The organism is Desulfovibrio sp. DV, assembly GCF_001936595.1.
In the GTDB taxonomy this organism is placed as follows: domain Bacteria; phylum Desulfobacterota; class Desulfovibrionia; order Desulfovibrionales; family Desulfovibrionaceae; genus Solidesulfovibrio.
The window spans coordinates 15,373-29,819 of sequence record NZ_MLBG01000055.1 but is presented as its reverse complement, the minus strand read 5'-3'; the positions used below and the strand labels follow the sequence as shown (position 1 = coordinate 29,819).

Below are 14,447 nucleotides of genomic sequence, written 5' to 3'. Positions count from 1 at the left end.
GCCATGGCGACGGTGGTGGAGGCTTTGTCCGAAAGGCGTTGCGGACGTGTTGGAGATATGTGTAACGCCGCCCGTGGCCCCTCGCCCCCATTGCGGGGGTCCGGGGGGATCATCCCCCGGTGGGGAGGGTTCGGGAGGGGCAACGCCCCTCCTGACTCTTATGCCTCACGCCGCAGCAATGCATGGATGGCCTTTCGGGCGTCGAGAAAACGCCGGTCTTCGCGGCTGGCGATCTGGTCCCGGGGATGGGGCAGTTCGATGGGCAGTACGGCCGCCACCCTGGCCGGCGGCGGGGTGAGCACCACCACCGTGTCGGAGAGGTAGACGGCCTCGTCGATGTCGTGGGTGACGAACAGCACGGTCTTGCCTTGCCCCCGGGCCACGCCGGCCAGCAGATCTTCCAGGTCCTCGCGGGTCTGGGCGTCCACCGAGGCAAAGGGTTCATCGAGCAGCAAAATTTCAGCCCCGTAAGCCAGCCCCCGGGCCAGGGCGGCGCGTTGCTGCATGCCGCCGGAGAGCTGCCAGGGGTAATGCCCGGCAAAATCGGCCAGCCCGACCGAGGCTAAGGCCTGCCGGGCAATGTCGAGCTTTTCGGCCTTGGTGCCGGAAGCCCGGCGCAGCACGAAGCGGATGTTGCCGAGGATGGTGAACCAGGGAAAAAGCGAGGCCGCGGCGTTCTGGAAAATAAGGGCCATCTCCGGCGGCGGCGCGACAATCTCCCGGCCGGACAAGGCCACCCGGCCGGACGTGGGGCGCATCAGCCCGCATACACACTGCAAAAGCGTGGATTTGCCGCAGCCCGACGGTCCGACCAGCGAGACAAAGGCCCCCTTGGGCACGGCAAAGCTCACGCCGTCCAGGGCGCACATGGCTGGTGAGCCGTTTTGGCCGTAGGATTTGGTCAGCGCCTCAATGGTCAGCATTGCGCCAGTATGCCGTAAGTGATGTGAAAATGTAAGATGGAAGAGGATGAGAAGAAGGAAGAGGAAGAGTGCCTCCGGCGGCCGGGGGGGGGTAACCCCCTCCCGGACCCTCCCTGCCTGGGGTGCGCTTTGGCCTCAGGCAGGGCCTGAGGCCAAAGCGCACCCCAAACAGAGAGAATTCTTGAAGAGAACCCATTAACAACTTCTCCCATGGCCGGGGGCCGGGGGATCATCCCAGGCCGCCGGCCCCTGCCTGTCTTTTCTTGCATCACGTTCGCTCATCGACGCGGCAACGTACCCGGTCAAATACAATAAACCCCAAGTGGGTTTCCAAAGGGCACTGCCCTTTGGCCGCCGGAGGCACTCTTTCTCTTCCCTCTCTACCCTCTTACTCACTCTTGCTATTCCCACTCGACCGGCAATCGTACGGTCTTTCCTGCCTTGTTGCTAAACAGCAAATAGCCGTTGTCGCGGCCGAAGATGTAGAGGTCGCGGGTGACGGCCACGTCTTGTTTGCAGTAGGTGGTGATCTCGTCGATGCGGCCTTCCTTCCACCAGGCCAGGGCGTCGAGGCCGGAGGCGGATTTCTGGGTGCCGAGCGTGGCCTTGGCCAGCCCGTCCAGGGACAGGCGGTAGCCCAGGCGGGCGTGGACGCGTTCCAGGATGTCCAGGGTGGGCAGGGTGCGGTGGTCAAAGGGCGAGGCTCCGGCCAGGACCTTGTAGTCAAAGCGCAGGATATTGAAGCCCACAATGAGGTCGAGGCGGGCCAGCGCCTCGTAGAGGGCGGGCAGTTCGTCCTGGCTGTAGGGAATGAAATCGTCCAGGCCCGAGTCGTAGAGCACGGCCACGGAGATGCCCATTTTGTGGGCATTGCCCCAGCCGCCGACATCGGCGGCGGCGCGGCGGGTTTCGACGTCGAGCACGCCGAAGCGGGCCGGGGCCTGGCCGCGGGGACGGGGGGCGCTTGCTGTTTCGTCGGGTTGTGGTTGTTCGTTGCAGTCGGGGCGGCAGGCGTCTTGTTCGGGGAGTTTTCCGGACATGAGCAGCTCCAGGAGGAAGCGGGCGGCGACCTTGTCGATGGGGCGGTTGCCGGAGCCGCATTTGGGGGAATGGACGCAGGACGGGCAGCCGGTTTCACAGGGGCAGCCGGCCACGGCGGCCAGGGTTCGGGCGAGCGCCTCATCGGCCCGGGAAAAGGCCAGGCGCGACAGGCCCACGCCGCCGGGCGCGCCGTCGTAGACGAAGACGCAGGCCCGGCCGACTTGCGGATGCAGCGGCGTGGAGATGCCGCCGAGGTCGTTGCGGTCGGTGAGGACGAGCAGCGGCAAAATGCCGATCATGGCGTGTTCCATGGCATGGATGGCCCCCATGAAGTGGAACAGGCGCTTGTCCAGTTCGGCCTGGACGTCGTGGGGGATGACCCACCACAGGCCTTCGGTCTCAAAGACCATGGGCGGCAGGTCGAGCGGCACGATGGTGAGCAGTTGTCCGCCCCGGGTGCGGCGTCGTTCGTAGCCGGTGACGGTCTCGGTGACCCGCAGCCGGCCGAGAAAGACCGGCACGCCGTGGACGTTTGATTCGCCGAGCACTTCCAGAATATCGGTGGTTTTTTGGCCGCGCGCCCGGGTGTAGTAGTCGACTTTCCCCGGGGCGACGACCACCCGGCGTTCGGGAATATCCAGGGATTCGACGAGATAGGACACGCCCCGGTGGATGTAGACGGCGCCGGGGTGGGTTTCCTTGTAGGCCCGCATCTCGTCGATCTGGCCGATGACCGAGCCGGCCGCCTCGATGGCGAACTGGCCGCCCGAGCCGCGCAGGTTGACGTCGCGGTGGGGGCGTTTGCGGGCGGCGAACAGGCGCAGGCCGTCCTTGTCGCGAAGGAGCAGTCCCTTGGCTTCCAGGATTTCCGCCTCGCGGCGGATGGCCGGGTCGGCCAGGAAGGGTTCGGACAGGGACAGCGGCAGCTCGGCCGCGGCGCATTCCAGGTGTTTGGCGGCAATGGTTGGGTTGGCCGGGTTTATGACGGCCGATTCCGGGGGGCGGTCGAAGAATTCGCAGGGGTGGCGCATGAAATACTGGTCCAGGGCATCTTCGCCGGCAATGAGGGCCACGGCGGATTCGCGCCCGGCCCGGCCGACCCGGCCGCCGCGCTGCCAGGCGGACATGACCGAGCCGGGATAGCCGCACAGGATGCACAGGTCGAGGCCGCCGATGTCGATGCCCAGTTCCAAGGCCGAGGTGGAGACCACGCCCAGGAGCTTGCCCGAGGCCATGGCCGCCTCGATGTCGCGCCGTTCCTCCGGGAGAAAGCCGGAGCGGTAGGCCGAGACGCGGCTGGCGTAGGGGCCGGCCTTTTCCCGAATCCACAGGCTGATCAGTTCCGTCATTTTGCGCGACTGGGTATAGACGATGGTGCGCAGGCCGCGTTTGAGCGCGGCGGCTAAGAGCATGACGGCGGTGGTGGCGGCGGACTGCTCGGGATTGATAAAAAGGAAATGGCGGGCGGCGGTTGGCGCGCCGGACTCGGTGACGGTTTCGACGGGCAGGCCGGTCAGGTCGGTGGCCAGTTGGCCGGGATTGCCGATAGTGGCCGAGGAAAAGACAAAGGCCGGCTGCGAGCCGAAGCGCTGGCACACGCGCCCCAGGCGGCGAAACACGTGGGCCATGTGGGAGCCCATCACACCGCGATAGGTGTGCATCTCGTCCACCACCACGTGGGTGAGTCCGGCAAACAGCGTGCTCCAGTTCTCGTGGTTGGGCAAAAGCGAGAGGTGGAGCATCTCGGGATTGGTAATAAGAATGTGCGGCGGATTGTCGCGGATCTTGCGGCGAAAGTGCGGCGTGGTGTCGCCGTCGTAGATGGCGGCGGTGGGCCGGGCCGAGGGGGGCAGGCTGGCCGTCAGTTCGGTGATGGCTTTCAGTTGATCCTGGGCCAGGGCCTTTAAGGGATAGAGGAAAATGGCCCGGGAGTCGGGATTTCTGATGATCTCTTCCAGCACCGGCAGCAGGTAGGTGAGGGTCTTGCCGCTGGCGGTGGGGGTGGCCACGGCCACGTGGCGTCCGGCCCTTGTCCGGTCGGTGGCCCGGGCCTGATGGCTGTAGAGCCGGTTGATGCCCCGGGCGGCCAGCAGCCCGGCCACGGGGCGCGGAAAAGGGCGCATGGGGTCGGCATACAGGGCCGGGGCGGCCGGCAGGATGCGGTGGTGGACCACGAGATGGCCCAGGCGCTCGGAAGCCAGCAGGGCGGCCACGTAAGAGCCGATATCGTGGGTATCCGGCGTGTCGTCGTCGGGGCGGTCGGGCGTGTCGTTTGGGGGCGGCATGGTGGTTTCGGGTCCGGTTTGCTCGGTTGGTCATGGTCCAAAAAAAGGGTTTGCGCAAGGCGGGTGCATTGCCGTGGCGAAATGTTTCGAGTAAAGTTAAAAATATCTTTATACCTTGGCATCCCCGACTTCCGTACGGGGGTTGTGCCCGGCCAGAGCGACGGATGCGACTGAAACACACCTTAGGCCTTGATACACTGCGCGGGCTTCTGCGGTTCTATACCTTGCTGCTTGTCCTCCTGCCCCTGGTGCTCGCGGCCGGCTTCTTTTTCTTTTTTCAACGCGGACAGGTGATTAAAGCCGAACTCGAGGGTTTGAGCGAATTGCTGGCCAAGGATCGCAGTGTGGTGCGCTCCTGGATTTCCGAGCGGTTTGCCGATACATATTATCTGGCTAGGCTTGAATCGACCAGAACCGGCGATTTTGCGGCCATGTCCCGTCATTTTGCAATCTACAAGCAGACGCACGACTCCATCTCGGCGGTGGTGTACGTGACGCCGGACGGCTATACAGCCGTGGATTCGAGTGGTGCGCCCAATGTCTACGTGGGCGACCGGGAGTATTTTCGCGAGGCCAAGATTGGCCGCGAGAGCCTGATTTCGGGCATTGTGGGCCGAACCTCGGGCAAACCCATTTGTCTTTTCGCCTCGCCGGTGACCCGCCCGAACGGCACTTTCGGCGGAGTGGTATTTTTGTCGGTGCAGTTGGAGGCCCTGGATGCCTGGCTGCGGGAGGCGACGTTTGGGCCGGGCAACGGTGTGGTCCTGTGCGATGGCGAGGGCAACATTCTGGCTCCGAGCGCGGCCGTGGCTGCCGATGCCGGGGAGTTGCCGGCCAAGGTCGGGCCGCAGGCTCTTCTGGCTGGCGAGGACGGGGCTCTTTTCCGCGATGCAGCCGGCCGGGAGATGCTCGGGGCCTCGGTGGCGCTCCCCTGGGGCGGCTGGAGGCTTGTGCGCGAGGAGCCGGCCGCGTCGGCCCTGGCCGGGTACCGACGCCAGGCCATGTGGGTGGCCCTTGGCACCCTGGCCACCATCGTTCTCATCTCGCCCTTGGTCCTGCGGCTGTGCCGTGGTCTGGAAGAGCCGCTGGAGACGCTTTCGCGTTATGCCCGTGAGCTTCGGTCCACAGGCTACGAGGAGACCTGCTCCCTCAAGGCCCCGGGGGAGCTGCCCCGGGAATTGGGCGAACTGTTTGAAGCCTTTTCCGGCATGGCCTGCGAAGTGCGGGCCCATATCACCGCCATCGAGCGACTGAGCGTCCAGGATGCCCTGACCGGGCTTTACAACCGCCGTTTTCTGTTCTCCGGTGGCCTCAAGCTGGTCATGGCCGCCCTGCGGGCCGGGCAGCATTGCACCTGCCTTATGCTCGATGTGGACCATTTCAAGCGGGTCAACGACACCTTCGGCCATCAGGCCGGGGATCAGGTGCTGGCCCATGTGAGCCATTTACTGGCCGTAGCGGTGCGCAAATCGGATCTGGTCGTCCGCTACGGCGGCGAGGAATTCGTGGTGCTGCTGATCGGAGCCGGACTGGCCGAGGGGCTGGAACTGGCCGAGCGGATTCGCCGGGGCATGGCCGAGCAGCCGTGTCCGGCGGCCGGGCGGACCCTGGCCGTGACGGTGAGTGTGGGCGTGGCCGAGGTGCACAACCAGAAGGATTTTGACGAGGCCGCCCTCGATGATCTGCTGGCCCGGGCCGATGCGGCCATGTATGCGGCCAAGGCGGCCGGGCGAAACCGGGTGGTGGCCGACCAGTCCGACATCCTGATGGCCTGATCCTTCCGCCCATTCCTCTATCACCCATGCCATCCGGCAAGGCGAAAATCTCGTCCCTTTTTGCCCAGTTGGGGGGTCCGGGGGCCTCAGGCCCCCGGACCCCGGAGGCATCTTCGTTTCTCTTTCTCTTCTCAATGCCCCGTCAGTTTGTATTTCTTCAGCTTGTACTGCAATAAGCTCTTGGAAATGCCCAGCATCTCCGCCGCCTTCACCTGGACGAAGTTGGAGCGGGCCAGGGCCCGGCGAATGAGCGCCACTTCAATTTTTTCCAGGGTGTCATTTAAGTTGATGGTCACGGGCAAAAGGTCCACGGCGGACTTGTACTGGCTTTCCTCGTCGCGGATCTCGCTTGGCAGGTCTTCCACCTGCACGATGTCGCTGGCCGCCAGCACCACGCAGCGTTCCACCACGTTCTGCAATTGCCGCACATTGCCCGGCCATTCGTAGGCGGTCAGATAGTCCATGGATTCCGGTGAAAATCCCCGGAATTTCTTCTCGTTCTCCCCGGCGTAGCGGCTGAGGAAATGGGCGGCCAGGATGGGGATGTCCTCGCGGCGTTCGCGCAGCGGCGGCGTCTGGATATGGACCACGTTCAAGCGATAAAACAGGTCTTCCCGGAAGCTGCCGCTGGCCACGGCCTCGGACAGGTTGCGATTGGTGGCGGCCAGGATGCGGATATCCACCTCGATGGAGTCGGAGCCGCCCACGCGCTCGAATTTGCGTTCCTGGATCACCCGCAACAGTTTCACTTGCAGTTCCGGGGAAAGCTCGCCGATCTCGTCGAGAAAGATGGTGCCCTCGTGGGCCATCTCGAACCGGCCGCGTTTTCGGGCCACAGCCCCGGTAAACGAGCCCTTTTCGTGGCCGAACAGCTCGGATTCGAGCACGCCCGAGGCCAGGGCCATGCAGTTGACGGAAATAAACGGGGCGTTTTTGCGCGGCGAGGCATAGTGGATGGCCTTGGCGAAAAGCTCCTTGCCGGTGCCGGATTCGCCGGTAATGAGCACGGTGGAGCGGGTGGGCGCGGCCTTGGCGATCATCTCCAGCACCCGCTGCATGGCCTTGCCCCGGCCGATGATGTGCTCGGTGGAGAAGCGGTCCTCCAGGGACTGGCGCAAAAGCATGTTCTCGCGCATGGAGGCGGCAAACCGGCTGGCCTTTTCCACGGTTAAAAGCAGCTCGTCGTTGGCAAAGGGCTTGGCGATGTAGTCAAAGGCCCCGATGCGCATGGCTTCCACTGCGCCTTCGATGCTGCCAAAGGCGGTCATGATGATGACCGGGATGTAGGGATAGTTGCGTTTGACGTGCTCAAGGACCTGCTGCCCCGTGACCTTGGGCATTTTCATGTCGGTGATGACCACGTCCACTTCGGACTCGTCGAGGAAGGCCAGTCCGGTCTCGGGGTCGTCAAGGGGTGTGACGGCATAGCCGGCGTCGCCGAGCATGGCTTCCAGGATGAGCAGGTAGTTTTTTTCGTCGTCGAGGATCAGTATCTGGCTTGGCATGGTTCTCTTCTATCCGGCAAAGGGTCGGCGGATGGCGCGGGGGTGGTCGCGCGAGGGGTATGGCGGCAGCCTACCCCAGGTTCAGGCTGCAGGGAAGGCCATGCTGACGCAGGCCCCGGCGTTCTCGGCGTTATCCAGGGTGAGCGTCGCGTTGTGGCTCTCCACGATGTTGCGGACAATGGCCAGCCCAAGGCCGGTGCCGGCATCCTTGGTGGTGAAAAAGGGGTCCAGGGCGCGCTCCTTGTGTTCCGGGCAAAAGCCCGGGCCGGAGTCGGTAATGGCCAGGGTCACCAGCCCGTCGGCCACGGTTCCGGCCACGGTGATGGAGGGTTCGCGGACCTTGTCCTTGTCTTCGGTCACCGATTCCATGGCGTTGGATAACACGTTGTAGACCGCCCGGTACAGGAGGTCCTTGTCGCCGCGAACGCTCAGGCCCGGGGCGTAGTCGCGGACAACGCAGACGCCCAGTTCCTCGCATTTGGCTTCGAGAAATGTCAGGGCCTGGTCGAGGATGATGGCCAGGTCCACCTCGTCCTGGCGCGGGGCCTTGGGCCGGGCATAGTCCAGGAAGTCGCCGACGGTCTTGGACAGGCGCTTGGATTCGTCGAAAATGGCCGAGAGCAGCCGGGCATTGGCCGGGTCGCTGTCCTTGGCCCGCTTGAGGAGCAATTCCGCGGTGGAGCGGATGATGCCCAGGGGATTTCGGATCTCGTGGGCGATGCCGGCCACCATGCGGCCCATGCCGGCCAGTTTTTCCTGCTGTTGCAGTTCGCGCTCCAGGCGTTCGCGGTCGGCGATGCGCTGGGCATTGATACGCCCGGCCCGGCTGATGATGACGCGCAATAAAACAAACAGGAGCAACGAGGACAAAAGCGAAGTCGCGATAATGATGCGCTGGAAATCCACGACCTTCTGGTAATCGCCGGTGATGTCCTGGGTAAATTCCAGGGCACCCATGATAAAGCCCTGGGGATTGCCCGGGATCAGCGAGCGTTCCGTGCGCAACGGGTAGATGGTTTTGAGCGTCACGGTGTCGGGTTTGGGCGAGAAATCGAAGATGCCGCCGAGCATGCCGGCCCGGGTCACGACCTGGAAGCTCGACGTGCCCTGTTCCAGGGCTTCGAGGATGGCTGCGCCGGCAAATCCGGACTGGCCCACCAGCTCCTTGTCCGTGGCATAGGACACGCGCTTGTCGTGGTCGTAGATGCGCACTTCACTGACATGGAAGCTGTGGATGGTGGACAGCACGGTCTTGTCCAGGCGATCGTACTGGGCCGGCTGGGACAGTTCCACCCGGCCAAAGCCGATGACGGTTGGCAGGGTGAAGCGCTGGTAAATCTGGTGGTTGAGGTTTTCGGCCAACAGCAGGGCGAATTCCTTCTGTTTGGCCAGCACGTCCTGGCGGGCGTAGTTGGACAGGAAGATGGAGAGGAACAGGTTGACCAGGAGAATGAGGGCCAGGGAGCTCCAGGACAGGAATTTGACGAATCCCAGGGCCTGGTCGCCGTCGGAGCGGGGTTTTCTTTTCACGGGTGCTTTCCCGGCGGCCGGCCCTGCCGCAGCGGCAGGACCGGGGCGCGGGTTGGAATCTAGGACGGGAGTTTTTTCAGGAAATCGCCCATGATGGTCAGGGCTTTTCCCAGGGTTTCATCGCTGGTGGCGTAGGACAGGCGCACGCAGCGGTCTTCGCCAAAGGCCACACCCGGGACGGTGGCCACGCCGGCTTCGGTCAACAGGGCCTCGGACAGGGCGGTGGAACCCGGTATGGCGTCCGTGTAGTAGGCGGACACGCAGGGGAAGAGATAGAACGCGCCGGCCGGAGTGGGGCAGAAGGCCTTGTCCCAGGTTTTTATAATGGACAGGCACAGGTCGCGGCGGCGGGCAAAGGCCTGGCGCATTTCCTCGACGCACTCAAGGGGCCCGGTCAGGGCGGCGATGGCGGCCTTTTGCACGATGGAGCAGATATTGGAGGTGGACTGGCTTTGCAGGGTGGACATGGCCCGGATCACGTCGGGATGGGCCACGCAGTAGCCCATGCGCCAGCCGGTCATGGCAAAGCTCTTGGCCAGTCCGCCGACCACGGCCACGTTGTCGGGATACAGGGCGAAGCAGCCGGCCATGGAGGCGGGCTTGGCCGGATCGTAGACGAGGCGGTCGTAGATCTCGTCGGAGATGACGTAGATATTGCGGGAGACGGCCCAGGCCATGATGGCGTCGAGCTGCTCGGCCGTGTAATGCGCCCCGGTGGGGTTGGAGGGCGAATTGAGGACCAGGGCCCGGGTGGAGGGGGTCACGGCCCGGTCGAGGTCGTCGATGGTGACGAGGAAGCCGCTTTCCGGGGTGCTCGGCACGGCCACGGGGTCAGCCCCGGCCAGCCGGATCATGTCCGGGTAGCTCACCCAGTACGGGGCCGGCACGAGGACCTCGTCGCCGGGGTTGAGCACGGCCAGAAACAGGTTGGCCAGGGCCTGTTTGCCGCCGTTGGTGGCGATGACCGCCTCTTTGGGAATGGGAACGCCGTAGAGTTTTTTATAATAGGCGGTAATGGCTTCCCGCAGGGTGGGGATGCCGGGCACCGGGGTGTAGCGGGTAAAATTGTCGTCGATGGCTTTTTTGGCGGCGTCTTTGATGTGTTGCGGCGTGTTGAAGTCCGGTTCGCCGGCGGAAAGATCGAGGACGGCCTTGCCCTGACGGCGCAGATCGGCGGCCTTGGCGGCCATGCCGAGGGTGGCGGACGGGGCGACGAGACGCATACGGAGCGCGGTGCGCATGGCCCGAAATCCTTGGCTTGGGGGTTTATTGCGGGCGGCCGCAGGGTGCGGCCGTCGGCGAATGTAGGGCATATTACGCAAAAGGTAAATCATGACCGAAAACATGGCCGGGCGGGTTTTTCTGCCCCACGGCGGTCCGCTGCGGCTGGCCCGGTTTGTGCGGCGCTACAAGCGGTTTTTCATCGACGCCGAGGACGACGGCGGGATATTTACGGCCCATGCCAACAACACCGGCTCCATGCTCGGTCTGTTGCGCCCCGGAGCGGTGATTGCCCTTTCCGTGTCGGACAATCCCAAGCGCCGGTTACCCTGCACCCTGGAAATGGTGCGGCTGCCGGACTTTCGGGGCGATTTCTGGGTCGGGGTCAATACGCTGACCCCCAACCGGCTCTTTCGCCTGGGCGCTGCCGCCGGGGCCTTTGCCGCGCTGGCCGGCTATGACGCCATCCGGTCCGAGCCGCCGTTTGGCGGCGGGCGGCTGGATTTCCTGCTCACCGGCCCGGGTGGGCGCTGTTTTGTGGAATGCAAGAACGTGACGATGGTCGAGGACGGGGCGGCCATGTTTCCCGATGCGGCAACCGAGCGGGGCTGCAAGCATCTGGTGGAACTGACCCGGCTGGCCCGTGAGGGCGTTGACAAGGCGGCTCTCTTTTTTTGCGTCCAGCGTCCGGACGGCGGCTGTTTCGCCCCGGCCGCCGTGGTCGATCCGGATTATGCCGCGCTTTTGGCCGCAGCCGTGGCCGCCGGGGTGCTGGTGCTGCCCTACCGGGCCGAGGCGACCGAGGCCGGCATCATCCTTGGCGAACGCCTCCCGCTGGCTGCGTTTTGCAACGAGTGACGCGACTGACCGGGCCAACGCGCCTGCCGGCCCCGGCTCTTGGCCTCCCCTCGCTCGGCCTAGGCCCGAAGCCGGGCCCGCCAGGTATCGACGATCTCTTTTTCGCGCCTGGCCGGTTCGCTGTCCGGGTTGGTCTGGCAGGCCTTGGCCGCAGCCTCGGCCGCCTGCTGCATCCAGCCGCCTTCGCGCAGGCTGCGCGAGGCCATGACGTGCATCGATTCCGGGGCAGCGCCGTAAATGCCGCGGATGAGTTCCCGGTAGCCCTGGCCGAAGACGTCGCGCACCAGTTCGTTGCGCTTAAACAGGAACCGGGCCAGCCAGTGGTTTTCCCCCTGGTCCGACAGGTACATGGGGAAAAGCTTGCGGCATTCGCCGAAAAGGAACCGGATGCGCCGGATCTCCCGCTGCATGCTCTCGGTGGTCTGCATGAGAAGCTGGAACAGCTCCCGGCTGATGATGAGATCCTGCTCAGGCAGCTCCCGCTCCTGCATGGAGCGGAACCACGGGGCGTAGTTCTGCTGCTGGTAGGCGTCTTCCTTGAGCTTCATGGATTCGTGGAAGATGTAGCCGATGCACCAGTCCAGGAATTGGCCCACCGGACTCGATGCGCCGCCGTCGCGAAAAAGGTGGTGGGCCGTGTCCTTTAAGCGCCACAAGAGGCCCTTGTTCATCTCCTCGCCAAGCAGGTCGCGCAGATCCTCAAAGACCATCTTGCCCGACCGGTCGAACTCCTGGAACAACTGCTCCAGGGTCTCGACCGACAGGCAGTAGTCGCGCAAGAGATCGCGGCAGAACTCATCGCGCTTTTCCTCAAACCAGGTGTTGGACATGATGCCTACCCCCGTCCGGCCTGGGGACAAAGGCTGCTCATCATGGGCGTCAGCCGGGCCAGCCGGGCCAGCCGCTCGTCCACCTGGGCGTAGAGGCTGCCGGTCGGGAAGGTTCCGTCCGCGTCCCGGATGCCGGCCGGGATGCCGGTCAAAATCTCCATGGCCTCTTCGATGGTGGTCACCGGGTGGATGTGGAACTGGCCGGCGGCCACCGCCGCCACGACCTCGTCGTCGAGCATCAGGTTGACCACGTTGTCCGCCGGCAAGAGCACGCCCTGCTCGCCGGTCAGGCCCCGGCGGCGGCAGACGGCAAAAAAGCCGCGAATCTTTTCGTTAAGCCCGCCCACGGCCAGGATGGCCCCGGACTGGGACACCGCACCGGTCATGGCGTAGCGCAGCTTGAGCGGCTGCTCGGCCAGGGCCGAGAGCAGCGCGGCCAGCTCCGCGCCAGAGGCCGAATCGCCTTCCACCGCGGCATAGTTCTGCTCAAAGCACAGCGATCCGGTCATGACCAGGGGTTTGTCCTGGGCAAAGCGGCCGATCAGGTAGCTTTTTAAGATCATCATGCCCTTGGTGTGGATGGGGCCGCCCAGTTCCGCCTCGCGCTCGAGGTCGAGGATGCCGCCGTGGCCAACGCCCACGGTGCAGGCGATCTGGTGCGGCAGGCCAAAGGCGTAGTCGCCGAACATGCGCACGGACAACCCGTTGGCCCGGCCCACGGCCTCGCCGGTGGTGGCCACCTTGATCATCTCCCGGTCGTATTCCTCGAGGTATTCCTCCTCGAAGAGATTGACCCGGAAGGCCCGGGCTTTCCGGGCCAGGGCCAGATGGGCGGCGGTGACGCACTCGGCCCCGTCGCGCCGGGCCAGGGCGTCGGATTCGATCATAAGCTCGCGGGTGAGCGGAATTTTAAGCGACAGCCGGCTCTGGTCCTCGGCGGCCAGCGAGGCATATTCCACCAGCCCGGCCAGGGCCGTGCGGTCAAAGGGCAAAAGCCCGGCGTCGCGGATGGCCCGGGCGGCCAGGGTCAGGTAGACGGCCACATTGTCCGGGGTGCGCGGCATGGTCTCCTGGAGATGGGCCTTGAGCTTGAAAAGCTTGCCGAAGCGTTCGTCGTTGTAAAGGAGCAGCTCGTAGGCCTCGTCCGGCCCGACCAGCACCACCTTGAGGTCAAGGGGAATCGGCTCGGGCTCGATGGTGCGGGTGCGCACATGCTCGCCGCCCTCGGCCGGGTCTTCCACCCGGGCCGACCCTGAACGCAAGGCCCGCAGCAGACTCTCCCAGGCCCCGGGGTTGGCCGACAGATCATCCACCCGGATAATGAGGAACCCGCCGTTGGCCCGGTGCAGGGAGCCGGACTTGATGAGGGTGAAATCGGTATAGAGCGCGCCCATCTCGGATTCGCGCTCGATGCAGCCCATGAGGTTGAAATAGGTCGGATGGTCCTCGACGATGACCGGCGCGCCCGAAAGCTGGCCGTTGTCCACGAAGAGGTTGGCCTCGTAGTGGAAAAACACGTCATCGGGAAAGGACGGTTCGCCGTGGGGCGACGGCGGCGGGGTCTGGGCGGCCTGGGGCATGAAGGCATCGAGGTTGTCCAGGATGTCGGCCCGCATGGCGGTCAGGTACTGCTCGATGGCCGGGAACGTGGCGCGCAGTTCGGCGAACTGGGCCAGATGGGCGTCGCAGACCTCGCCGGCGGCGTCGCGCTCCAGGTCTTTTTCCCGGTCGCGGTAGCCGCGCTCCTCCTTGGACAGGCGGCGCAGGGCCGAGCCCATCTCTTCGAGCAGCCGGTCGCCCTTGGCTTTGAGGGTCTTTTTGAGGTCCGGGTCCAGGCGCTCGAATTCCTCGTCGCTGACCACCTTGCCCTCAAGGAGCGGATAGAGGGTGAAGGCTCCCTGGTCGTCGACAAACAGGCTGTAGCCCTCGCCTTTGGCCCGCTCTTCCATTTCTTCGAGCATGGTCTCGCGGTCGGCGTTGTAGCCGCGCATGAGGCTTTGCTTCTGGGCCAGATAGGCTTCGCGCTCGAACCGGGCCGGAATCTCCTCGCGCATATCGGCCACGGCCTTGGCCAGGGCGGTCTTGAAACCGCGCCCCTGGCCCGGCGGCAGGGAGATGGCCCGGGGCCGGTCGGGGTCGTCGAAATTGTGGACATAGAGCCAGTCCGGCGGCGTGGCCCCGGCCTTGGCCGCCGGATCGAGGAAGCTGCGGGCGAAATGGGTGCGGCCCATGTACGGCTCGCCGGCCAGGTAGACGTTGTATTCACGGCCGCTGATGGACAGGGCCAGGGACAGGGCGGCATGGGCCCTGGGCTGGGTCCGGGCCAGGGCGGCCGGATCTTCGGGAATCTCCCGGCTGTCGGCAAAGGGCAGGGAGGCCGGATCGCAGCAGGCGCGAAGGTCCTTGGGGGTCAGGTGTCTGATCATGTATTCCGTCTGGGAAAGGGCGTTTGGGGATTGCGCCGCCAGGGCCGGCGAAC

General features: G+C 64.9%; 9 protein-coding genes. 2 read left to right on the top strand and 7 right to left on the bottom strand.

All coding sequences use genetic code 11. From position 1 onward, the window contains the following. Positions 1-158: 158 nt before the first annotated feature. Both DVDV_RS12925 and DVDV_RS12920 read right to left on the bottom strand, forming a co-directional pair. Positions 159-923, bottom strand: a complete 765-nt coding sequence (locus tag DVDV_RS12925) for an ABC transporter ATP-binding protein (protein WP_075355067.1) — start codon at positions 921-923, stop codon at positions 159-161. Positions 924-1,324: 401 nt separating this feature from the next. Continuing rightward, entirely contained in the window at positions 1,325-4,249 is a 2,925-nt protein-coding gene (locus DVDV_RS12920; RefSeq protein WP_075355066.1) for a DEAD/DEAH box helicase, read from the bottom strand. Between the two features lie 164 nt (positions 4,250-4,413). Here DVDV_RS12920 and DVDV_RS12915 point away from each other — a divergent pair, with 164 nt between their 5' ends. Beyond that, positions 4,414-6,024, top strand: coding sequence for a diguanylate cyclase (locus DVDV_RS12915; RefSeq protein ID WP_075355065.1), 1,611 nt, complete (start codon positions 4,414-4,416; stop codon positions 6,022-6,024). Between the two features lie 131 nt (positions 6,025-6,155). Here DVDV_RS12915 and DVDV_RS12910 read toward each other — a convergent pair whose 3' ends face one another. From DVDV_RS12910 to DVDV_RS12900, 3 genes are all read right to left on the bottom strand, one after another. Beyond that, a complete protein-coding gene (locus DVDV_RS12910) occupies positions 6,156-7,529 on the bottom strand; it encodes a sigma-54 dependent transcriptional regulator (RefSeq protein ID WP_075355064.1) in 1,374 nt (457 codons plus the stop codon). An 81-nt stretch (positions 7,530-7,610) separates the two neighbouring features. Continuing rightward, a complete protein-coding gene (locus DVDV_RS12905; protein WP_075355063.1) occupies positions 7,611-9,059 on the bottom strand; it encodes a sensor histidine kinase in 1,449 nt (482 codons plus the stop codon). 59 nt (positions 9,060-9,118) lie between these two features. Continuing rightward, complete coding sequence (locus DVDV_RS12900) at positions 9,119-10,300, bottom strand: pyridoxal phosphate-dependent aminotransferase (RefSeq protein ID WP_075355062.1); 1,182 nt, start codon at positions 10,298-10,300, stop codon at positions 9,119-9,121. 91 nt (positions 10,301-10,391) lie between these two features. Here DVDV_RS12900 and sfsA point away from each other — a divergent pair, with 91 nt between their 5' ends. Continuing rightward, complete coding sequence (gene sfsA / locus DVDV_RS12895; protein ID WP_075355061.1) at positions 10,392-11,138, top strand: DNA/RNA nuclease SfsA; 747 nt, start codon at positions 10,392-10,394, stop codon at positions 11,136-11,138. Between the two features lie 59 nt (positions 11,139-11,197). On the opposite strand, the gene DVDV_RS12890 is transcribed toward sfsA, so the two are convergent. Together DVDV_RS12890 and DVDV_RS12885 are read right to left on the bottom strand one after the other, a co-directional pair. Continuing rightward, positions 11,198-11,968, bottom strand: coding sequence for a hypothetical protein (locus DVDV_RS12890; protein WP_075355060.1), 771 nt, complete (start codon positions 11,966-11,968; stop codon positions 11,198-11,200). A gap of 5 nt (positions 11,969-11,973) precedes the next feature. Then, on the bottom strand, positions 11,974-14,394 hold the full coding sequence (locus DVDV_RS12885) for a Lon protease family protein (protein ID WP_075355068.1): 2,421 nt from the start codon (positions 14,392-14,394) through the stop codon (positions 11,974-11,976). Between the last annotated feature and the right edge of the window lie 53 nt (positions 14,395-14,447).